General features: G+C 55.7%; 20 protein-coding genes. 13 read left to right on the top strand and 7 right to left on the bottom strand.

The annotated features are described in order from the left end of the window. Positions 1–13 precede the first annotated feature (13 nt). The 6 genes from KGA69_RS18950 (at position 14) to KGA69_RS18925 (ending at position 7,460) form a co-directional block, all read left to right on the top strand. On the top strand, positions 14–1,297 hold the full coding sequence (locus tag KGA69_RS18950; RefSeq protein WP_113373463.1) for an MFS transporter: 1,284 nt from the start codon (positions 14–16) through the stop codon (positions 1,295–1,297). Between the two features lie 142 nt (positions 1,298–1,439). Next, a complete protein-coding gene (manD, locus tag KGA69_RS18945) occupies positions 1,440–2,654 on the top strand; it encodes a D-mannonate dehydratase ManD (RefSeq protein WP_213292587.1) in 1,215 nt (404 codons plus the stop codon). A gap of 10 nt (positions 2,655–2,664) precedes the next feature. Continuing rightward, on the top strand, positions 2,665–3,684 hold the full coding sequence (locus KGA69_RS18940; RefSeq protein ID WP_047048082.1) for a Zn-dependent oxidoreductase: 1,020 nt from the start codon (positions 2,665–2,667) through the stop codon (positions 3,682–3,684). A gap of 42 nt (positions 3,685–3,726) precedes the next feature. Continuing rightward, positions 3,727–5,109 (top strand): MFS transporter, encoded by a 1,383-nt coding sequence (locus KGA69_RS18935; protein ID WP_047048083.1) that lies wholly within the window; start codon positions 3,727–3,729, stop codon positions 5,107–5,109. A 205-nt stretch (positions 5,110–5,314) separates the two neighbouring features. Continuing rightward, positions 5,315–6,778 carry a mannitol dehydrogenase family protein gene (locus KGA69_RS18930; RefSeq protein WP_045394605.1) on the top strand — a complete coding sequence of 488 codons (1,464 nt, stop codon included), beginning with the start codon at positions 5,315–5,317 and terminating at the stop codon, positions 6,776–6,778. A gap of 250 nt (positions 6,779–7,028) precedes the next feature. Continuing rightward, positions 7,029–7,460 carry a universal stress protein gene (locus KGA69_RS18925; RefSeq protein ID WP_047048088.1) on the top strand — a complete coding sequence of 144 codons (432 nt, stop codon included), beginning with the start codon at positions 7,029–7,031 and terminating at the stop codon, positions 7,458–7,460. Between the two features lie 45 nt (positions 7,461–7,505). On the opposite strand, the gene KGA69_RS18920 is transcribed toward KGA69_RS18925, so the two are convergent. Both KGA69_RS18920 and ydfG read right to left on the bottom strand, forming a co-directional pair. Next, positions 7,506–8,192: a GntR family transcriptional regulator gene (locus KGA69_RS18920; protein ID WP_045394600.1), complete on the bottom strand. Its 687-nt coding sequence runs from the start codon at positions 8,190–8,192 to the stop codon at positions 7,506–7,508. A 93-nt stretch (positions 8,193–8,285) separates the two neighbouring features. Continuing rightward, positions 8,286–9,035, bottom strand: a complete 750-nt coding sequence (gene ydfG / locus KGA69_RS18915; protein ID WP_045394599.1) for a bifunctional NADP-dependent 3-hydroxy acid dehydrogenase/3-hydroxypropionate dehydrogenase YdfG — start codon at positions 9,033–9,035, stop codon at positions 8,286–8,288. A gap of 172 nt (positions 9,036–9,207) precedes the next feature. Here ydfG and dcp point away from each other — a divergent pair, with 172 nt between their 5' ends. The 3 genes from dcp to KGA69_RS18900 all read left to right on the top strand — a co-directional run bounded on the left by dcp (position 9,208) and on the right by KGA69_RS18900 (position 13,002). Next, positions 9,208–11,247 (top strand): peptidyl-dipeptidase Dcp, encoded by a 2,040-nt coding sequence (gene dcp, locus KGA69_RS18910; protein WP_213293148.1) that lies wholly within the window; start codon positions 9,208–9,210, stop codon positions 11,245–11,247. A gap of 354 nt (positions 11,248–11,601) precedes the next feature. Then, positions 11,602–11,862 (top strand): hypothetical protein, encoded by a 261-nt coding sequence (locus KGA69_RS18905; protein ID WP_045394594.1) that lies wholly within the window; start codon positions 11,602–11,604, stop codon positions 11,860–11,862. 24 nt (positions 11,863–11,886) lie between these two features. Beyond that, positions 11,887–13,002, top strand: coding sequence for an AAA family ATPase (locus KGA69_RS18900; RefSeq protein WP_045394592.1), 1,116 nt, complete (start codon positions 11,887–11,889; stop codon positions 13,000–13,002). Between the two features lie 2 nt (positions 13,003–13,004). Here KGA69_RS18900 and KGA69_RS18895 read toward each other — a convergent pair whose 3' ends face one another. After that, positions 13,005–14,270, bottom strand: a complete 1,266-nt coding sequence (locus KGA69_RS18895) for an MFS transporter (protein WP_045394589.1) — start codon at positions 14,268–14,270, stop codon at positions 13,005–13,007. Positions 14,271–14,311: 41 nt separating this feature from the next. Beyond that, complete coding sequence (locus KGA69_RS18890; protein ID WP_213292586.1) at positions 14,312–17,419, bottom strand: beta-galactosidase; 3,108 nt, start codon at positions 17,417–17,419, stop codon at positions 14,312–14,314. A 208-nt stretch (positions 17,420–17,627) separates the two neighbouring features. On the opposite strand from KGA69_RS18890, the gene KGA69_RS18885 reads away from it, so the two are divergent. The 3 genes from KGA69_RS18885 (at position 17,628) to KGA69_RS18875 (ending at position 20,321) form a co-directional block, all read left to right on the top strand. Further along, entirely contained in the window at positions 17,628–18,692 is a 1,065-nt protein-coding gene (locus KGA69_RS18885) for a LacI family DNA-binding transcriptional regulator (protein WP_045394586.1), read from the top strand. 382 nt (positions 18,693–19,074) lie between these two features. Continuing rightward, positions 19,075–19,323 carry a hypothetical protein gene (locus tag KGA69_RS18880; RefSeq protein WP_045394583.1) on the top strand — a complete coding sequence of 83 codons (249 nt, stop codon included), beginning with the start codon at positions 19,075–19,077 and terminating at the stop codon, positions 19,321–19,323. 41 nt (positions 19,324–19,364) lie between these two features. Then, positions 19,365–20,321 carry a sensor domain-containing diguanylate cyclase gene (locus tag KGA69_RS18875; protein ID WP_045394581.1) on the top strand — a complete coding sequence of 319 codons (957 nt, stop codon included), beginning with the start codon at positions 19,365–19,367 and terminating at the stop codon, positions 20,319–20,321. 120 nt (positions 20,322–20,441) lie between these two features. Here the strand turns inward: KGA69_RS18875 and mgtS are convergent, their stop codons facing one another. The 3 genes from mgtS to ftrA form a co-directional block, all read right to left on the bottom strand. Further along, a complete protein-coding gene (gene mgtS, locus KGA69_RS18870; protein WP_004102377.1) occupies positions 20,442–20,537 on the bottom strand; it encodes a protein MgtS in 96 nt (31 codons plus the stop codon). Positions 20,538–20,675: 138 nt separating this feature from the next. Then, complete coding sequence (locus KGA69_RS18865; protein ID WP_015366741.1) at positions 20,676–20,891, bottom strand: DUF4177 domain-containing protein; 216 nt, start codon at positions 20,889–20,891, stop codon at positions 20,676–20,678. A 24-nt stretch (positions 20,892–20,915) separates the two neighbouring features. Further along, complete coding sequence (gene ftrA / locus KGA69_RS18860; RefSeq protein ID WP_045394579.1) at positions 20,916–21,956, bottom strand: transcriptional regulator FtrA; 1,041 nt, start codon at positions 21,954–21,956, stop codon at positions 20,916–20,918. A gap of 68 nt (positions 21,957–22,024) precedes the next feature. Between ftrA and KGA69_RS18855 the strand changes: the two genes are divergently transcribed. Next, positions 22,025–22,438 (top strand): rhodanese-like domain-containing protein, encoded by a 414-nt coding sequence (locus KGA69_RS18855; protein WP_063415213.1) that lies wholly within the window; start codon positions 22,025–22,027, stop codon positions 22,436–22,438. Positions 22,439–22,516 lie beyond the last annotated feature (78 nt).

Here is a 22,516-nt window from a genome sequence, read left to right as displayed (position 1 = left end):
GTAAGAGGCAATTATGGCTACACAAACCCTTGCCAGCGAAGCTGGCGCCAAACCCGTGCGCATTGGCCGGGTGCAAAAAGTCACCCTGACGCTGCTGTTCATCGCCGGTATCGTCAACTTCCTCGATCGTTCGTCATTAAGCGTTGCCGGTGAGGCTATTCGCGGCGATCTCGGGCTTAGCGCGACGGAATTCGGCGTGCTGCTGTCGGCGTTCTCTCTGTCATACGGCTTTGCTCAACTGCCCTCGGGTATTTTGCTCGATCGCTTCGGCCCGCGAATTGTATTGGGGGCAGGGCTGATTTTCTGGTCACTGATGCAGGCGCTAACTGGGGTGGTGAACTCCTTTAGCCACTTTATTTTGCTCCGTATTGGCCTCGGGATTGGCGAAGCGCCGTTTATGCCGGCGGGGGTAAAATCCATTACCGACTGGTACGTACAAAAAGAGCGCGGCACCGCGGTCGGCATCTTTAACTCGTCAACGGTGCTTGGCCAGGCGATCGCGCCGCCGGCGCTGGTGCTGATGCAGATAGCCTGGGGCTGGCGCACCATGTTCGTGGTTATCGGCCTTGCCGGGATCGTTGTGGGCCTGTGCTGGTACGCGTGGTATCGCAACCGCGCGCAGTTCGATCTGCAACAGGAGGAGCGCCAGTATCTGGCGGCGCCGGAAAAAGCGCGCCCAACGCTGGTATTCAGCGAGTGGCTGGCGCTGTTCAAACGACGCACCACCTGGGGCATGATTTTAGGCTTCTCCGGGGTTAACTATACCGGCTGGCTGTATATCGCGTGGCTGCCCGGTTATCTGCAGGCGCAGCAGGGATTGAGCCTGGCGAAAACCGGCTGGGTGGCGGCAATCCCGTTTCTGGCCGCGGCGGTGGGCATGTGGGTCAATGGGCTGGTGGTCGATGCGCTGGCGCGCCGCGGTTACGATTTGGCGAAAACGCGCAAAACGGCCATTGTGGTTGGCCTGACGCTTTCTGCGCTCGGCACGTTGCTGGTGGTGCAATCTAACTCGCCGACCCAGGCGGTGGCGTTTATCTCCATGGCGCTATTCTGCGTCCACTTTGCCGGAACCTCGGCCTGGGGACTGGTACAGGTGATGGTCAGCGAGAATAAAGTCGCGTCGGTGGCCGCGATCCAGAACTTTGGCAGCTTTGTTTTCGCCTCTTTTGCGCCGGTTGTCACCGGCTGGGTAGTGGACACCACGCACTCCTTTAACCTGGCCTTAGTCATCGCCGCCTGTGTGACCTTTACCGGCGCGCTGTGCTATTTCTTCATCGTAAAAGACCGCATTAATTAATCGCTAACGGGGGGCGCCTGGCGCCCCCCGCAACCACATCCGTTTGTGATCCTTCGCATCTTTTTTAAATATCATACTTGTATGGTAGTAGGTCTGGTGATTTAATTTTGATCACTAACCGCACAGATGTAAGGAATTACCCATGAAGATCATTGCCGCCGACGTGTTCGTTACCTGCCCAGGGCGTAACTTCGTCACCTTAAAAATCACCACCGATGACGGGATTGTCGGCCTCGGTGATGCCACGCTCAACGGCCGTGAATTGTCGGTCGCCTCATACCTGAAAGATCACCTTTGTCCGCAGCTGATTGGCCGTGATGCTCACCGCATCGAAGATATCTGGCAGTTCTTCTACAAAGGCGCCTACTGGCGCCGCGGTCCGGTGACCATGTCGGCTATTTCCGCCGTTGATATGGCGCTGTGGGATATCAAAGCCAAAGCCGCCGGAATGCCGCTTTACCAACTGCTGGGCGGCGCCTCGCGCGAAGGGGTGATGGTCTACTGCCACACCACCGGTCATTCCATTGATGAAGTGCTGGACGACTACGCCCGCCATCAGGAAATGGGTTTTAAGGCGATCCGCGTGCAGTGCGGTATTCCGGGGATGAAAACCACCTACGGCATGGCCAAGGGCAAAGGTCAGGCATACGAGCCGGCGACCAAAGGCGTGTGGCCGGAAGAGCAGCTGTGGTCAACGGAGAAATATCTCGATTTCACCCCGCGGCTATTTGCCGCCGTGCGCGAACGATTTGGTTTCAACGAGCATTTACTGCACGACATGCACCATCGCCTGACGCCGATCGAGGCGGCGCGATTTGGTAAAAGCGTTGAGGAGTATCGTCTGTTCTGGATGGAAGATCCGACACCGGCAGAGAATCAGGCGTGCTTCCGCTTAATTCGCCAGCATACCGTCACGCCGATTGCCGTCGGCGAAGTCTTTAATAGCATCTGGGATTGCAAACAGCTGATTGAAGAACAGCTCATTGATTATATCCGCACCACCATTACCCACGCTGGCGGGATCAGCGGCATGCGGCGTATCGCCGATTTTGCTTCATTGTACCAGGTACGTACCGGTTCTCACGGGCCGTCCGATCTCTCTCCGGTATGCATGGCGGCGGCGCTGCATTTCGATCTGTGGGTGCCAAATTTCGGCGTTCAGGAGTACATGGGCTATTCCGAACAGATGCTGGAGGTCTTCCCGCATAGCTGGCGTTTTGACAATGGCTATATGCATCCGGGCGATAAACCAGGGCTGGGCATCGAGTTCGATGAGAAGCTGGCGGCGAAATACCCCTATGAACCCGCCTGTCTGCCGGTGGCGCGCCTCGAAGATGGCACTTTGTGGAATTGGTAAGGAGAGGAAAATGAAAAGTATTGTTATCCAACAGCCGAACGCGCTGGCGATTGAAGAACGGCCATTGCCGCAGCCGGGGAACGGGGAAGTGCGGGTAAAGGTGAAACTGGCGGGAATTTGCGGCTCAGATAGCCACATCTATCGTGGACATAATCCGTTCGCCAAATATCCGCGGGTCATTGGCCACGAGTTTTTCGGCGTGATTGATGCCGTGGGCGAGGGCGTGACGGATAAAGTCGTGGGCCAGCGGGTGACGGTTGATCCGGTGATCAGCTGCGGCCACTGTTATCCCTGTTCGGTCGGTAAGCCCAACGTCTGCGCGTCGCTGGTGGTGCTGGGCGTGCATCGCGATGGCGGGTTTAGCGAATACGCGGTGGTACCGGCCAAAAATGCCTGGCCGGTGCCGGAGAACGTGAGCGACCATCATGCGGTAATGGTGGAGCCCTTTACTATTGCGGCGAATGTCACCGGCCAGGCTAAACCACGCGAACAGGATATCGCGCTGGTCTACGGCGCTGGGCCGATGGGGCTGACCACCATTCAGGTGCTCAAGCGCGTCTATAACGTGCGGCAGGTGATCGTCGCCGACCAGATCCCTGAGCGGCTGCAGATGGCGCAGCAAAACGGCGCCGACTGGACCATTAATAATAAGGAGCAACCGCTGGCGCAGGCGCTGGAAGCGCAGGGTATCCGACCGACGCTGATTATCGACGCCGCCTGCCATCCGGCGATTTTCCCAGAGGCCATCGCACTGGCTTCGCCGGCAGGCAGGATTGTGCTGATGGGCTTTTCTACCGAACCGTCAATGGTGGCGCAGCAGGGGATCACCGGTAAAGAGCTCACTATTTATTCGTCCAGGCTCAATGCCAATAAATTCCCGCTGGTTCTTGAATGGTTGGCAAACGGCTTAATTAATCCGGATCGGCTCATCACCCATCAGTTTGCTTTCGAGCATGTTGTCGATGCCATGACGTTATTTGAAGAAGACCGCAAGCATTGTTGTAAGGTGTTATTAACCTTCAACGCATAAATATAAATAACCTCGCTGTATCCTACTTTAGAGATTATTATTATGACGACAGCTAAAAATGAGAGAAGTACCACGGATCTTATCCGCGCCGCGGTATCCGGCTGGCTTGGCACGGCACTGGAATTTATGGATTTCCAGCTTTATTCTTTAGGCGCCGCGCTGGTCTTTCATGAGATATTTTTCCCGGAGCAGTCGGCGGCCATGGCGCTGATATTAGCCATGGGAACCTATGGCGCAGGATATATTGCGCGGATCGTCGGCGCTTTCATATTCGGTAAAATGGGGGACCGCATCGGGCGTAAAAAGGTTCTGTTTATTACCATCACCATGATGGGCATTTGCACCACGTTAATCGGCGTATTACCCACTTATGCGCAGATTGGTATTTTTGCGCCGGTGTTACTGGTGACCCTGCGTATTATTCAGGGGCTGGGGGCGGGCGCTGAAATTTCCGGCGCCGGTACCATGCTGGCGGAATATGCGCCGAAAGGGAAACGCGGCATCATCTCTTCTCTGGTGGCGATGGGCACCAACTGCGGAACATTGAGCGCCACGGCCATCTGGGCAGTGATGTTCTTCCTGCTCGATCGCGAACAACTCATCGCCTGGGGATGGCGTATTCCGTTCCTTGCAAGCGTCGTGGTAATGATCTTTGCCATTTGGCTGCGTTTAAATCTGAAAGAGAGCCCGGTATTTGAACAGGTCAACGAAGCTGATGAAGTTAAGGCTAAAGCCGCCGCCGCGCAAAATACCTTCGGCGCGATGTTAAAAAGTAAATCATTCTGGCTGGCGACCGGTTTACGCTTTGGACAGGCCGGTAATTCCGGTTTATTACAAACATTTCTCGCGGGATATCTGGTTCAAAGTCTATTATTTGATAAAGCGATTCCGACCGATGCCTTAATGATTAGCTCAGTGATTGGCTTTATTACTATCCCACTGTTAGGCTGGCTATCGGATAAAGTTGGGCGCCGTTTACCTTATATTATCGTCAATATTTCCGCCATTATTCTGGCCTGGCCGATGCTGGCTATTATTGTCGATAAAAGCTATAGCGCCAGCACCATTATGCTGTCCCTGATTGTTATTCATAACGTGGCGGTACTGGGTCTGTTTGCGCTGGAAAATATCACCATGGCGGAAATGTTCGGCTCGCGTAATCGCTTTACCAGAATGGCTATCTCAAAAGAGGCCGGCGGCCTGGTGGCGGTGGGATTCGGGCCGGTGCTGGCCGGTATCTTCTGTAACGTAACCGGTTCGTGGTGGCCGATTGTCGCGATGCTGATCTGTTATTCAGCTATCGGTCTCATCTCGTCATTACTGATGCCGGAAGTGTGTGACCGTGACCTGAGTCTGGACCACGATGCGGCGGACGCCGGTACGCGCCAGGCGCTAAACGCGAATGGCCAATACGCGAAATCATAATCACATCGTTAACCCAGGATAGCCGGGATACTCCCGGCTATCCCCGCCATTGCGCGCAGGATCACGAAACGCGACAGCGCCGGATCTTCTTGTATGGTAGTTGATGAAAATCAAAGATGTCATACCAATTGCGTGCGATGGTTTACCTCACCAAAACATTCTGTTTGAGAATGATTTATCAGTCATCATAAAAATGAGAGACACCATGGAAAACACGCTTTTAAACGCCAGGGCAACGCTTCCTTCTTACGATCGCAGCAAGCTGGTTTCTCGCATCGTTCATCTCGGTTTTGGGGCTTTTCACCGCGCCCATCAGGCGGTGTATGCCGATATCCTTGCCGCCGAACACGGCAGCGACTGGGGCTATACCGAAGTGAACCTCATTGGCGGTGAGCAACAGATTGCCGATTTGCAACAGCAGGACTTGCTCTATACGGTGGCTGAAATGTCCGCCGATGCCTGGACCGCACGCGTCGTCGGCGTGGTGAAACAGGCGATGCATGCGCAGGTCGATGGCCTGGAAAGCGTGTTAGCGAAAATGTGCGAGCCTCAGGTAGCGATTGTCTCGCTGACCATCACCGAAAAAGGCTACTGCCACTCTCCGGCCACCGGTCAGCTGCAGCTTGATAACCCGCTGATTGCCGCCGATCTGCAAACTCCACACCAGCCGAAATCGGCGCCGGGCGTGGTGGTAGAAGCGCTGGCGCGCCGTCGTGCCGCCGGTCTGCCGGCTTTCAGCGTCATGTCCTGCGATAATATGCCGGAAAACGGCCACGTAATGCGCAACGTAGTTTGTGCGTATGCCCGCGCCGTTGATGACGAACTGGCGCAGTGGATTGAGCAGAACGTGACGTTCCCTTCCACAATGGTCGACCGGATCGTTCCGGCAGTGACCGCTGATACGCTGGATAAAATTGAACAACTCACCGGAGTGCGCGATCCGGCCGGTGTGGCCTGTGAACCGTTCCGCCAGTGGGTTATCGAAGATAACTTCGTCGCCGGTCGTCCGCAGTGGGAGAAAGCCGGCGCGGAGCTGGTCACTGACGTCGTGCCGTTTGAGGAGATGAAGCTGCGAATGCTCAACGGCAGCCATTCGTTCCTCGCTTATCTGGGCTATCTCGCCGGTTATCAGCATATCAATGATTGCATGCAGGATGATAACTACCGCCGCGCCGCGCAGGCGTTAATGTTGCAAGAGCAAGCGCCGACGCTGAGTGTACAGGGCGTGGATCTGGCGCGTTATGCGGGTTTGCTTATTGAGCGTTATAGCAATCCGGCGCTTAAGCACCGCACCTGGCAGATTGCGATGGACGGTAGCCAGAAGCTCCCGCAGCGTATGTTGGACTCCGTGCGCTGGCACCTGGCGCATCACAGTGATTTCAGCCTGCTGGCGCTGGGTATTGCCGGCTGGATGCGCTACGTGAGCGGTGTCGATGACAAGGGGCAGGCGATTGAAATCAGCGATCCGCTACTGCCGGTCATTCAACAGGCGGTGCAGGGTAGTAAAGAGGGTAGCGAACGCGTGCAGGCGCTGCTGGGTATTAAGGCCATTTTCGGCGATAGCCTGCCGCAGGAACCGCGTTTTGTCGATGCGGTGACGGCGGCGTATCTCTCTTTACAGATTCACGGCGCCAAGGCGACCGTCGCCGAATGGGCTAAAGGCCAGTAAAAAAAACATCATTCCATTCATAGCCCGGCATCGCATAGCGAGTCGGGCTATTTTTGTATTAGCAATACGAATAGCCTCTGATATTTCCCGTCTATACATAACTCTAACTTTCCATAATTAATTATATATTGTTGATGTTTATTTTTATCTCTGAAGTATTTATTTGGGTGATTGATCGTATTCCCACACGCTTAAATATGGCAGAATAAAATCCCCCCAACGGTTTCTTCAGGACTAAGGAGCTCAGGCTATGTACAAAAAGATATTATTGCCGGTCGATGTGTTTGAAATGGATTTAAGCGATAAAGCCGTTCGTCACGCGGATTTTTTAGCATCTGCCGAAGAAGGTGAAATCACGTTGCTGAACGTGCTGCCAAACAGCACCAGTTCTTTGTTGCGCGGCTTCACGGCGGATATTCGTAAATTTGAAGCCTTCATGAAAGAAGAGTCGGAAAAGAAAATGCGCGATCTGTCGCGATTGTTTTCAATCCCGGCGTCGCGGATCCATACCCGCATTGTTTTTGGCAATGTGCGTGATGAAATATTAGCGCTGAGCGAAAAAGAGAATTTTGACGTTATCGTTATTGGTTCACGCAAGCCGGGTATATCAACTCATCTCCTCGGTTCTAACGCCGAATCCGTTTTACGCTATGCCAAAATTCCGGTGTTAGTGGTTCGGTAATCTATTTTACGGCAGCTGACGCAACGTTGGCTGCCGCTTAACCCATTATTCTTCGCTGAACCACTCGCTATTTTCCTGACGAATCAACAAAACCGACTCGCTAATTTCATGCAGGTGAATATTCATCGCCTTTTCTACGGCATCAAGATCGCGTTTTTCCAGTGCCTGAAAAATATCGAGATGCTGACGCAGCAGCATATCGGGCGGAGTCACGTGGTCAAGGCTCATATAGCGTACCCGATCGATGGTCGCCTTGATATTTTCAATGGTGTCCCACGCCAGCTGGCAGTCGGCGATAAGGGATAATTTCTGGTGAAATTCATCATCGAGCTGGAAAAAATCATTGAGCTGCTGACGTTCAACCGCCACCCGCTGCTGGTTGAGGTTTTGTTCCAGCTGATAGAGCTGTTCATCGTTGATCATCGTTCCTGCGCGGCGCACTACCGCGCACTCAATGGCCTGACGTACGAAACAGCCGTTGCGCACCTGGGTCATTGAGATTTTATTCACATAGCTGCCGCGCTGGGGACGGATCTGAATCAACCCGTTTTCCGCTAATTTGATGAAGGCTTCCCGTACCGGCTGGCGCGAAACATCAAACCGCACCGACACCTCTTTCTCTGACAGCGGGGTTCCCGGCGGGATCAGGCAATGGACAATATCCCGACGAAGGATGCGATAGATTTGCTGATTGACGGGCTGGGTCGGATTCAGTTGCGTTTCTGCGGCCATTGATGATTACTTTTTAATGGGTTATGAGCATTATTTTACTCGTTTTTTGCCGTTCCGCCCAGACCTGGCCCGCAGGCCAGGCCGCTGAGGGCGTTAGCCCTGACGATGGACGCTGAGCCCGGCGAAGCTCTGGCTGACCGGCATCATTTCCAGCGTGTTAATGTTGACATGTTTCGGCAGATTCGCAACCCACCACACCGCTTCGGTGACATCTTCCGGCGTCAGCGCCTGGGTGTTCTCGTAAGTTTTACCGGCTTTCGCATCGTCGCCTTTAAAACGGACGTTGGAGAACTCGGTGCCGCCTACCAGGCCCGGCTCGATATCGGTGACGCGAACCGCGGTGCCGTGCAAATCAGTGCGCAGATTCAGGCTGAACTGGCGTACGAAAGCTTTGGTCGCGCCGTAGACGTTGCCGCCGGCGTAGGGCCAGCTACCGGCGGTCGAACCGATATTAATAATATGGCCGCGATTACGCTCCACCATCCCCGGCAACACCGCGCGGGTCATGTACACCAGGCCTTTATTATTGGTATCGATCATGTCTTCCCAGTCTTCGACGCTGGCGCGATGAGCGGGTTCCAGACCCAATGCCAGGCCGGCGTTATTCACCAGAACATCGATAGACTGCCAGTCCGCGGGCAGCCCGGCAATCATCTCTTCGATGGCGGCGCGATTACGCACGTCGAGTTGCGCGGTATACAGGTTATCGCCAAGCTCCTCTTTGAGCGTCTTCAGGCGCTCTTCACGACGCCCGGTGGCGATCACTTTGTGGCCGTTAGCGATAAAACGACGAGTAATACTTTCGCCAAATCCAGCAGTTGCACCAGTCACCAGAATAATCATCTTACTGTTCCTCAAAGCTTTTTGTGTTGTCATAACATAGCACGCGTTAACGCCGCGCGGTAAAGGAAAATCGTATCGTCATCTGTTGGTATAGCGCGCTGGCTGGATAAATCATTGCGGCCAATCAATGAGTTGCCTAATCTTAGTGGATACCCGCGTTCAGGAGAGAATGATGACGGACAATAATCCCTTTTTACACGTCAGCCTGCTGCCGTACCAGGCGCCGCATTTTGATTTGATTGCAGATAGCCATTATCGCCCGGCTTTTGATGAGGGCGTTCGGCGCCAGCGCGAGGAGATTGCGGCAATCGTCAACAATCCGGCGCCGGCGGATTTTGACAATACCCTGGTCGCGCTGGAGCAGAGCGGCCAGCTCCTGGGCCGGGTGACCCGGGTCTTTTTCGCTATGGCCGGGGCGAATACTAATCCGCTGATACAGCAACTGGATGAACAATTCTCCGCCGAGCTCGCCGAGCTTGGCAACGATATCTGGCTCAACGATGCGCTGTACCAGCGAGTCAAACAGGTCTGGCAGCAGCGCGACGCCCTGAATCTGGATCCGGAGTCGCGGCGTCTGCTTGAGGTGAGCTGGCAGCGTTTCCAGCTGGCGGGAGCCGCGCTGGCGCAAGAGCAGAAAACCGCGCTAAAAGCATTGAATACCGAGGAGGCGTCGCTGCAAAGTCAGTTCCAGCAGCGTCTGCTGGCGGCGGTGAAGTCCGGCGGTCTGGTTGTCGATTATCAACACCAGCTCGACGGGCTGGCCGCGGATGAGATTGCCGCCGCCGCCGATGCCGCGCGCGATAAAGGCCTGCAGGACCGTTGGCTGCTGGCGCTGACCAATACCACCCAGCAACCGGCGCTACAGGCCCTTGCCGATCGCCAGACCCGGCACAATCTATTCACTGCAGGCTGGACGCGTAACCAGAAGGGCGATGCCAACGACACCCGTGAACTGGTTTTGCGGCTGGCGGAAATCCGCGCGCGTAAGGCCGCATTGCTCGGCGTCGCCGATTACGCGAGCTGGTCGATGGCTGACCAGATGGCGAAAACGCCGTCTGAGGCTTTGGCTTTTATGCGCCGCATCGCGCCGGCGGCCCGCCGTCGCGCCGAACAGGAGCTTGCCGACATCCAGCAGGTTATTGATGAAGAGGGCGGCGATTTTCAGGCCGCGGCCTGGGACTGGTTATATTACGGCGAGCAGGTGCGGCGCGCTAAATTCGCCATCGATGAAGCGCAGCTAAAACCCTATTTCGCCCTGGATCGGGTGCTGGAAGATGGCGTGTTCTGGACCGCCTCCCAACTGTTTGGCATTCGTTTTGTCGAACGTTTTGATATTCCGCTTTACCATCCCGATGTACGGGTATGGGAAATCTTTGATGCCAACGGCGAAGGAATGGCGCTGTTTTACGGCGACTACTTCTCGCGTGACAGCAAAAGCGGCGGCGCCTGGATGGATGTGTTTGTCGAGCAATCGACGCTGCGTGCCCAGCGTCCGGTGATTTACAACGTTTGCAACTACCAGAAACCAAAAGCCGGCGGCTGCGCGCTGCTATCGTGGGATGACGTCATCACGCTGTTCCACGAATTTGGCCATGCGCTGCACGGCCTGTTCGCTAACCAGCGCTATGCGAGTCTTTCAGGCACCAATACGCCGCGTGATTTCGTGGAATTCCCGTCGCAGATTTATGAACATTGGGCCAGCGAGCCGCAGGTCTTCGCCCATTATGCGAAGCACTACCAGACCGGCGAAGCCATGCCCGATGATCTGCGCGACAGCATGTTCCGCGCCTCAGCGTTCAATAAGGGTTATGACATGAGCGAACTGCTGGCGGCGGCGCTGCTTGACATGCGCTGGCACAGCGTCACCCCGCAGGCGCTGCCGCAGGATGTCGATGCTTTTGAGCAGCAATCGCTGCGCGAGGAGCAGATGGATCTGGCGGCGGTTCCGCCGCGCTATCGTAGCAGCTATTTCTCGCATATTTTCGGCGGCGGTTATGCGGCGGGCTACTATGCCTATTTGTGGACGCAAATGCTTGCCGACGATGGTTATCAGTGGTTTGTCGAGCAGGGGGGATTAACCCGGGGAAACGGTCAACGTTTCCGCGAGGCGATTTTGTCGCGCGGTAATAGCTGCGATCTCGAAGCGCTGTATCGCGACTGGCGCGGGCACGATCCGCTGATCGAGCCGATGTTGAAAAATCGCGGCTTGTAGATACTGTGCTATTCGTCGCCGCCCGGTTTTTTCTCCGAGGCGGCGCATCGCGTCTTGTCCGGCTCCCAAATAGCGCGGTATCCCACTGTAACCAATGTACATTTTGCGACCATTCTCAACGCCCTGAGCAACAAATAAGAGTTGTTAAGATTCACAATTCCACTTTTTTCCTTCATCATTTGTCGGCCTTTACTACTAATAATGCGTGCTTACAAAGTGCAATTCGTTTTTTTTTATACTCCAGGCCGCTATGAACTATAAAAAAGTACATACGACGATTTTTTTTCCTGCGGCGCTTCAGCGTGGCCAGGGACTTGTTCAATGACATTTTTGACCCCACTCGGGAGGAACACAGTGCACCCGTTAATTAAGGTCATGCTGGTGGGCGGCAAAGCAGATGGTCTGCTGGTTAGCGTCGCCGACACCGCGACGGAAGTTTCCGTCACTCCTGCGCAGTACGGCGCGCCATCCGGACAGCCGTTGAACTACCGGGTCGTGTCGCAGGTTATTGATGATGAACGCCTGTTTTTCGGCGTCTTTAGTGATTCACATCTGGATGCCGATAAACTCGCCAGAGTCGCGCTAACGCGCGGGATGAAAAAATCGCTCAGTTGAGCATCGGCGCGCCAGAGGAAAGGTATGATTAACCGCATTCGTATTAACAATTTCCGTTCAGTCAGGGCGATTGAACTGGAACTCGGGCCGCTAAATATCGTGTTTGGCCCCAACGGTTGCGGAAAATCGAACATCTACAAAGCGATTCACCTGTTAACCGCCTCGGCCAGCGGCCAGTTTTCCAGCTATGTCAGCGAGGAGGGTGGGCTTGAGAATATCATGTGGTCGGGGAAACAGGCGCCGACCGACCGCCACCCACGGCGTCTGCAAATCGCCTGCCTGACCGACGAATTTGAATACGAATTGCAGGTCGGGTTTCCGGAAAAACTGCCGTACCCAACGCAATTCATGCTTGACCCGATCGTTAAAGAAGAGAATATCTGGCTATCGGGTTTTAACCGCCGGCCATCGTCACGGGTACTGCAGCGGAAAAACCAGGCGGCGTTTCTGGTTGATGTCAATGGCGAAAAAAGTACCTTCACCGATACTATTTACGAAAACGAGTCTATTTTCGGCCAGCTAGGCGAACCGCATCGTTTCCCGGAAGTGTCGCGCGTGCGGGAGACCATGCGCCGCTGGCGTTTTTACCATGAGTTTGCCATCGGCAGGCTTTCACCGCTCCGCCAGCCGACGGTCGGCTACCGTTCACCGGTGCTCGATAGCGATGGGGGCAATCTGGCGGCGGCCTTTCAGACTATCGTCGAAATCGGCGCTGAGGAGTTGCTGCACGAAATCCTCGGCGAAGCGTTCCCCGACTGTACCTTTTTCTGCGAGAACGACAACTCGCGTTTCGTGATGAAGATGCGCCGGGAGGGGATTTATCGGCCGCTGCTGGCGGCGGAGATGTCTGACGGCACCCTGCGTTTTTTGTGCCTGGCGGTCGCGTTACTCAGCCCACGGCCACCGGCGTTTCTCGCCATTAATGAGCCGGAAAACAGCCTGCATCGCCAGATGTTCCCGGCGCTGGCGCGTCTGATTGTCGAAGCGTCACGCTATAGCCAGATCTGGCTTACCAGCCACTCGGCAGAACTGGCGCAATTGATCTCAGCGCGAGCGGAGTGCCGCCTCTACGAACTGGAGAATAGTGGCGGGCAAACGCAAATCAAAGCGGCGTCTCCGTCATCCGTGACGGAAGGATAATCTCAGGACGCATTGTTATACTCTGCTGTAGGCAGCAGTGTCTTACTACCTTTTAAGGTAAATAGCGATATCAGGGTAAAGCTCAGGGTGATTGAGCCGAGGATCAGGTAGGCCTGGTGAAAACCTACGGTGTCGTACATCCGTCCCACCCAAGCCGAAAGCACTACCCCGGAAAGCTGTTTCGACAGGTTAAAGCCGATTAAAAATAGGGTGGCGGAAAGCTTAGGGTTAAATGCGGAAGAAATATATTTGAAAGTGCCGACCAGCAGGAACGGTAATTCAAACATGTGCAGCATTTTTAAAATGACCACTTCCACCGCCGAAGTCGCAAAAGAAGATCCGAGGATGCGCATCGACATAATTATGCCGGCGGTCAGCAGGGCGTTTTTCGCGCCGATGCGGTTAATAATTGCCGGTGCGCAGAACATAATCAGCGCGTTGAGTAATTCACCGCCGGTGGTGACAAAGCCAAAAACTTCGGTCCCGCGCTGCGGCGTGGCGAAAAAGCCTTTAAAAAAGTTAGCGAACTGCTGGTCGAAAACGTCATAGACGCTGGCGACGCCTACCACATAAATAATAAATCCCCAGAAGCGCGGCATTCGCAGCAGTTCGGCCGCCGTACGCAGTGAAAAGGCCTGGCGGTTGGCGCCGATGGCGTCGATAACCTGCGCGCTGCTGCTGGCCTCCGGGCGTGATAGCCATAACAACACGCCAAGCACCAGCGCAAAACCGGAGGCTATCCAGAAGGTAATGTTAGGGTCGATACCGAACAAGATGCCGGTAATTGACGCGCACAGCGCCCAGCCGACGCAGCCGGAGACGCGTACTTTGCCGTATTCGAAACGGTTGGCGCGGCTGACGCGTTCAATATAGGCCTCGACCGCGCCGGAACCGCTGGAAAACACTACGCCTAAATAAATACCTCCCACCAGCGCGCCGGCAATAATGTTCATTTGCAGCAGCGGCGAGAAGACAAAAATAAAGAACGGGGCGAACAAAATAAGCAGTACGGTAATGGTCCACAGCAGATGTTTACGCAGCCCGAGCTTATCGGAAATCAGACCAAACACCGGTTGGAATATTATCGCGAACAGCGAAATGGAGGAGAAAACAATCCCCGTTTCGGTTTTCGTTAAATGATTTACTTCCGCCAGCCACACCGGAAAAAAGGGAAAGTAAGCCGACATAATGAAATAGTAAAAGAAAAAGAACAGCATGAAATAGATAAAATTATGCCGTTCGCGGGGCGTGAGTTCAGAGAGTTTCATATCTTATTATACCTGTGCGGTGGGGGCCGAAGCCCCCGTTATTATTGACAATGAAGCGTAACCTGATAGTGCCATTGGGTCTCGAGCAGCAGCCACCGTGACAGAACGCTTGGTGTCCAGGAATCATCGCCGCCAACGCCCATATGCTGGCCGTCGAGCGTGATCCAGACGCCTTTTTCCGGCGTCATACGATGCCAGTGATCGGTCGTCATCAGCTGTTCCGTACTGTACGGCTGCACCGAGAAGTGGAACTGGCCTGCGACGTGCCAGCATCCCCAGTTCAGCGCTTTGCAATCGCAGCGCAGACCGTTTTCGCTGGGGAAGATATAGGGCGTGCTCATCTCGCGCAGCGGCTGTTGCCAGCGCGAAAAACAGGCGCTGCTTTTGCGATCCGGATAGTTTTCGTGCGGCCCTAATCCCAACCAGCTGACTTCGGCATGTTGATCGGCGACCTGGAAGCGCAGCCCGACGCGCGCCAGCGGCGGTAACGTTGCGGAACGTTCGCCATCAACGGTGATCTGGAGCCCGCCGTCGGCCGTGAAGGTCATGCGCCAGTGGCTGGCAATGACCGTCTCCTCGCCGCGCAAATAGTGCCAGTGGCTATCAACGATCACCTCCCGCGCCAGCTGCTGCGCCTCGCATTTCACGCAGCGGGTCGTCAATGAATACAGACCGGCGCTCTTCCAGCGCTCGACCCAGGCGTTCGGATCGATACGTTCGACTTCGCTGACGCCAATATCATTGTCCAGCGGCGCACGGACAAACTGATCCGCAAGCGGGGTAAGCAACTGCTGTTTGCCCGCGGCATACCATTCGCTTAAACGTCCGCTCTGACGATCGATAACCCAGCGCTGGGATCCGACGCTGACCTGATAGAACGTGGGTTCGATTGTCAGGACCGGCGCCGGGCCTTCAGCGGAGGTCTCAGATAGCGCCAGCGGCGCGGCAAGCGCTAGCTGCTGCCAGGCGACGCGGTGACCGGGCTCAGACCATGACGTCGCCTGCGGCTGGATCACTTCGAGCTGCAGCCAGACATCGCGGGCGCCGCGCGGCAGGGCCAGGCTGTCGCTAAGAATCAATTCCGCCCGTTCTTGCGGCTGCAGCGCCAGCGCTAAGTCGCCGTTGGCTATCGTTTCTCCGCCGCACTCTACGCGCCAGCGCAGCGTTTCGTTATCGGTGGCGCGGAACAGGTATTCGCTGGTGATAGCAATCCGCAGCGGATTTTGCTCCAGCAAAGCGAACTGGAAATACTGTTGCGCATGTTTGGCCTCGATAAGCGAAGGATGGGCGCGCCGGTCGGGGAATACCAGGCCATTCATGCAGAACTGCCGGTCGTTAGGTTTATCGCCGAAATCGCCGCCATAGGCCCAGCCGACGCTACCATCCGGGAATGTTTTCTCGATTGCCTGGTCGGCCCAATCCCAGATAAAACCGCCCTGCAGGCGAGGATAGTCGCGGAAAGCCTGCCAGTAATCGGCGAAATTGCCCAGGCTATTGCCCATCGCGTGGGCGTATTCGCAAAGGATCAGCGGGCGTTGTTCGCCGGGCATCCCGATCCACTTCTTGATCGACCATTTGGGGACCGCCGGGAACGGCTGGTCGCGCTCGACGCGGGCGTACATCGGGCAGATAATATCGGTGGCGCTGCTGTCGGCGCCGCCGCCTTCATACTGTACCGGACGCGAAGGGTCGTTATGCTTCAACCACTGGTACATGGCCTGATGGTTGTCGCCGCAGCCGGACTCATTACCCAGCGACCAGATAATGATCGAGGGATGATTGCGGTTGCTCTGCACCATACGAGTGACGCGCGCGCTGTAAGCGGCAAGCCAGGCCGGATCGTCAGACAGCCGATTCATCGGTACCATGCCGTGAGTTTCGATATTGGCTTCGTCCACCACGTACAGGCCGTAGCGGTTGCATAGTTCGTACCAGCGCGGGGCGTTGGGGTAGTGCGAACAGCGCACGGCGTTGAAATTGTTCTGCTTCATCAGCAGAATGTCCTGCACCATATCCTCTTCGTTGACCACCTGGCCGCGCTGATGATGATGTTCGTGGCGGTTGACGCCGCGAATCAATAGCGGCTTGCCGTTGAGCAACAGTAGCCCGTCGCGGATTTCTACCTGGCGAAAACCAATATCCCAGCCTTCCGCTTCAAGCAACGTCTCGCCGCGCCATAGCGATACCACCGCGCGGTAACAATGCGGCTGCTCGGCGCTCCACAATTGCGGGCGCTCAATATCGAGATTGATGATTGCCCGCTCGCCGTAGCTGCCGCGTTCATCGATAATCGGCGTACCCAGCGGCTGGCGCTGGCTGGCAAGGCGCGTTTTGCCATCCCACAGCGCGACGTCAATTTCCAGCGCCGCCAGCGCTTCAGGCGCGGCCTCGACGCTAAGCTTGACCTGCAATTGCGCGTCGCGATATAGAGCATCGAGCTGCGGGGTTAATTGCACATCGCTGAGGCGGGCCTGCGGTTTATGCAGTAACCACACCGAACGGAAGATACCGCTCATGCGCCACATATCCTGATCTTCAAGCCAGCTGCCCGCGCTCCAGCGCATCACCATCACGCACAGGCGGTTGGCGCCTTGCTGCAGAAACGGGCTTAAATCAAAGGCGGCGGGCAGACGGCTATCCTGGGAGTAGCCGACCCACTCGCCGTTGCACCACAGATGAAACGCGGAGTTGACGCCGTCAAAGATAATTTGCGTTTGCCCTTCGACCCGCCACGCCTCATCGACGGTCAACTGTAGCGAATAGCAGCCGGTAGGGTTGTCTTCGGGCACCCGCGGCGGCACGGTATCAATCGGATAGCGGACGTTGCTGTAAATCGGCGCGTCATAGCCCTCCATTTGCCAGTTTGAAGGCACCGGCGTCGGGCGGCTGTCGGGCAGGTCATGCTGCAGCCAGTTGGCATCCACCTGAAACGGACTACGGGCATAGGAAAATTGCCATTCGCCGTCCAGCTGACGGCGGCGGTCGGAAGGGCGGTTGTCGCGCGCCGCATCGGCATCGCGCCAGCTGGCAAAAGAGGGATGGGCGGGCAGGCGGTTGAGGTGAGTGATAGTCTGGTTTTGCCAGTCCTCGCGGGCCAGAACTTCGTGAAAAGCGGGGCCGCGAGCGGCGCCTGAATCATATCGTTGCATACGCATACCTGACGGATAATGGTAATAAATGTTATTCGCTAAACAATCTCATCGGGTTATCGGGTATTTTCCACAGACCCGCAATGTTGGCGAAAATGAAACCCATTCACGATCACGAATCACGGCGCAAATAGCAGATTTTTGTCGTAAGGAAGACATAAAATGTTAGCGTAAGACATTACGCCGTTTTCACTGACAGGAGTACGCGATGCAGCGCCGTTCAGCCACTTTAGAAGATGTCGCCCGCGAGGCGGGCGTTTCGCAGCAGACGGTGTCGCGGGTGGTGAATAACCCACAGATTGTGGCGCAGCGCACCCGTGAAAAGGTGCTGCGCGCGATGCAGACGCTGCACTATGTACCTAACCGTTCGGCACAGCTATTGGCGGGCAAAGCGGCGGCATCGATAGGGCTTATCACCGCGTCGTTGACCTTACACGCGCCGTCGCAAATTGCCGCGGCGGTGAAACGGTATGCCGGTGAGCAGGGGCTGGAGGTCGCCATCGCCATGCCGGCGCAAAGTGATTACCCGGCGCTGCAGGCGCGGCTGGATGAGTTTCGCGCCCAGCATATTCGAGGCACCATTATCAGCCTGCCGCTGGAGAGCAGCGTCGCCGAACGGCTGGCGGCGGAAAATACGGATATCGCCTGTTTGTTTCTCGATGTCTCGCCGGAGACAGATGTCTCCTGCGTGCGTTTCGATCATCGCGATGGCTGCGGCGCCTGCGTGCGCCACCTTTGGGAATTAGGGCACCGCGAGTTTGGCCTGTTGGCCGGGCCGGAAAGCTCGGTGTCGGCGCGGATGCGCCTCGGCAGCTGGCGCGAGACGCTGCACCGGCTTGGGGTCAGTCAATCGATCACGGTGTTCGGCGACTGGAGCGCCGCCAGCGGCTGGCAAAAAACCTTCGAGTTGCTGCATAAAAAACCGAAATTAAGCGCGATCGTGGTCGCCAACGATCAGATGGCGCTCGGGGTGCTAAGCGCGCTGGCGCAGCTTAATCGACGCGGCAGCCAGGCGATTTCGGTGACCGGCTATGACGATACGGCCGATAGCCTTTACTTCCAGCCGCCGCTTACCACCGTCGCCCAGGATTTTGATCTGTTAGGCCGACGGGCGGTGGAATTACTGATGCAGCAGATGGCTGCGCCGACCGGCCGCCTGCGCGAACTGCTGCCGGCGCGGCTGGTGGTACGTCAGTCGACGTGGCCGCTCGCGACGCAGGACAATACCGCGCCGCTGATCGCTGAACTCAAAGCGCTGGTGGAGAAGCTCTGAGTTAGTATGCGGTTTAAGATTTATTGAACAAGGGCGTGCTAGCCTGCGAGTCAGACGTAGGAAGTCCCGACGCACTTCTACGAAAACGCTAAATACAATCTACGATCTATCCATGCAAGCATTTATTCACCGCCAGTCACATGGCGGTTTTTTTTTGCCCATTCATCCCAGCCTCGTCGCCTGACGATTTTATTATCTTCTGCTGATTGCAGATAATTTGCGCAGATAACAGCATAAACGCATTGTTTTTCATGGCGTGGGTCTCAGCGCTTCCCCGGGCCGTATTTTTTAAGCCAGCATAAAATGCGGATAGCTATTGGGATGGAAAAAACGGCCAGGGCTAACCATACTGATGACATTGCGACAGGAGGTGGTGCTTTCAATGAACGATGATTTTCAGGCGATTAAGAACGAATTTGCTAAATACGCCGATGCGGCGCAAGGGACCGCGGTGGCTTTCGCCATGTATGAAGATTTAGCCCGACGGCTGGCTAATTACTTTCATAACCTCGATCAGCTCAACAAACGACGTTTTCTGCTGAAGCTGGAAGAGGGGGAACGCGAAATTGGTACCCAGGGCAGCTATGACTGGTATGGGGCGCTGACGCGCTTTTCATCGGCTGCTCATTAATCCCGCCATCTGATTTTTTCGCTTTATTGCAATGAGGCTTTATGAAATTCCCAGGCGTACCGGAAAATGAAGAAGAAAGACTGAAATCGCTGTATCTGGCGGACCTGCTCGATACCCGTGATGATGAGCGTTTCGAACGCCTCACCCGGCTGGCTAAAAGAATTTTTCAGGTGCCGGTGGTACTCATCAGCCTGCTCGACCGTGAACGGCAGTGGCTGCTCGCCTGTCAGGGGTTGGGGATTCGCCAGACCCGGCGCGATATCTCTTTTTGCGCCCACGCCATCTTGCAGGACGGCGCATTCATCGTTAACGATGCGGTCAATGACGATCGTTTTTATGATAACCCGTTGGTGACGGGCGAACCCTATATCCGCTTCTACGCGGGCTATCCTGTCCATCTGCCCGATGGCGCCGTGGCCGGCACGCTATGCCTGATTCATACCACACCGCGCGAGTTTAACGATGAAGAGATCGCCGTCCTCAAGGATCTGGCGTATATCGTCGAGGATGAGTTTCAGGTGATTGGCATGGCGATGACCGACAGTCTGACCGGCATCGCTAACCGGCGCGGCTTTTACCGTATCGGCGATAAACGTTTCCGTACGCTTACTAGCAACGCAACGCCGTTTAGCCTGGTCTTTTTTGATCTCGATAAATTCAAACCCATTAACGATCTGTGGGGGCATGCGGAAGGTGACGAGGTGCTAAAAACCTTCGCGGCGTTTCTGGCGCAACATCTGCTGCCAGGCGAGGTTGTCGGCCGTTTAGGCGGCGATGAGTTCGCCGCCATCATTACCCGCAACGGGCGTGCCGACACATTCTTGCAAAAGCTGCGTGAGAGTGTCGATCATTACAACCAGACGTCAGGAAAACCCTATAACATTAATTACTCTTACGGCGAGCTACAGAGCGATGTCAGCCGTTATCCGACGCTCGGGGATATGCTCAAACAAAGCGATGAAGTGATGTATTCGCGCAAGCGCAGAAAGACCTTATAAGCGGCAGTAAACAGGCGGTGGGGATGATGTGCCAGGCGTTCAAAGAAGTGACTTAACGCAGAACGCCCCCTGGTGCAACAGCAGCAGGGGGCGCTTACGGGTGGGGATTATCGTCGTTCATCAGTCATCCCATTTGTGGCTTAGATACGCGGCCAGAAAACCAAAGAACAGGATGGTTCCCAGTACGGCCATGAAAACATGCATATTTCCCAGCATGATCTACCTCCATCTTATTTATGCGCTAATGTTGTCCTCATTGAACAGGGTTTACGGTTGTTGAATAGATAATATCCTGGTCAATCTAAACAAAAGATTAACCAGAATAGCGTTATGTTTATGAAGTAAATTAACGCATCAGATGGCGCGTTCGAGCACAAATAAATAGGCTTCGCGCGACCAGAACAGGGCGCTGCGGCGGCGTTCGACCGCCATGGTTTTGACTTCCCAGCCCTGCTGCGTGTACTCAGTGAGGAACCGGCTCATTTTATCGGGATCGGCTTTCGCTTCGCCAAAAAACATACTGCCCAGCAGCCCCTCTTTATAGATAACGACGCGACACTCTTTTTTCATCAGCTTAATCCTTGCAGGTGTAATTCAACGACGTGAATTATTGTCGCTGGCCATCTTAATATGACTACTGACGGGGGAAAACTTTTTTCGATATTGCAGCGGACTCACGGCGAAATGCTGGCGAAAGTGGTGACGTAGCGTACTGGCATTAGCGAAACCGCAGATTTCGGCGATTCTGTCGATGCTGAGACGGCTATCGGTGAGCTGCTGGCGGGCGCGAAGCAACCGCTCATCAAGCAGCCAGCGGGCCGGCGATTTACCGGTCGCCTGCTGAAAACGACGCAAGAAAGTGCGCGGGCTCATATCCATTCGCTGCGCCAGCGAGGCAAGGGTATGGCTCTCAGCGAGATGCTGATGCAGATAATCAAACAGCTGGCCGAGGCGCTGGCTTTCACGCGCTGTTGCTACCGGTCGGATCACCTGCTGCGCCTGCCCGCCGTCGCGGTGCGGCGACACCACCAGCCGCCGGGCGACGATGTTCGCCGCTTCGTGACCGAAATCTTCGCGCACCAGATGCAGACAAAGATCGATGCCCGCGGCGCTGCCGGCGGAGGTCATCAGCCGCGCATCGCCGACGTACAGCACGTCTTCCACCACTTCAATCAACGGAAAACGCTCCTGCAGCCGGGCAGTATAACGCCAATGGGTGGTGGCCTGCCGGCCGTTGAGCAATCCGGCGGCGGCGAGCACAAATACCCCGGAACAGATAGAGACGATTCTGCAGCCGCGCGCATACGCTGCCGCCAGCGCCTGGCACAGCGCCTGAGGAACCTCGCTTTCTATGCCTCGCCAGCCGGGGACGACGATGGTGTCCGCTTCGTTAAGCAGCGCCAGCCCGCCGTCGCTGACGATACGAATACCGCCGGTGGCGCGAAGCTCGCCATCATCGACGGCGGCGACCGCGAACCGATACCAGCTATCGCCCATTTCCGGGCGCGGGAGACCAAAAATCTCGACCGCCACGCCGAACTCGAAGGTACACAGGCCGTCATAGGCCAGAACGACGACTTTTGGTGGTGACAGTGTCACATTGTTGGTTGTCAGGATTTCAGCGTTTTCTGTCATCAATGGGGGCGGTGGTCCGGGTCGGGTGGCAGTTAAAGTAGTGTTACCACAGACAAGGAGAATACGCCATGAGTGTTGTAAGCCAATTTACGCCAGCCGCCCCGGCCGATGCCGCTGCCTGGTTTGCCCATAAACTGAGTGTCGAAACCGACTGCGCCGATGTCCATCACGCTTTGCAGCGCGGTGAGCAGGACTTTGTGCTGCTGCATGTGATAGGCAGTCATGATGTTTTCGCCCGTCGCCACCTGCCTGGGGCGCTGCATCTTCCGCATCGCGAGATCAATGCCGCGCGAATGGCGCAGTGGCCCGCGGAAACGCTGTTTGTTGTCTATTGCGCCGGGCCGCACTGCAACGGCGCGGATATTGCCGCCTTAAAGCTGGCGCAGCTTGGCAGACCGGTAAAAATGATGCTCGGCGGCCTGACCGGTTGGGCGGATGAGGGGTTCGCATTTAGCGTCAGCGAAACGAGCAACATGAAATAAATTCAACAGCCATGAATTTTTCTCGTTTGCCGATGCTCTCTCCGCATGACAGTATCTGGACATATAGACATCCAGAAG

The organism is Klebsiella sp. A52 (assembly GCF_018388785.1).
Classification (GTDB): domain Bacteria; phylum Pseudomonadota; class Gammaproteobacteria; order Enterobacterales; family Enterobacteriaceae; genus Klebsiella; species Klebsiella aerogenes.
The sequence above is the reverse complement of the archived record's forward strand: the minus strand, read 5'-3'. Positions and strand labels throughout refer to the sequence as shown.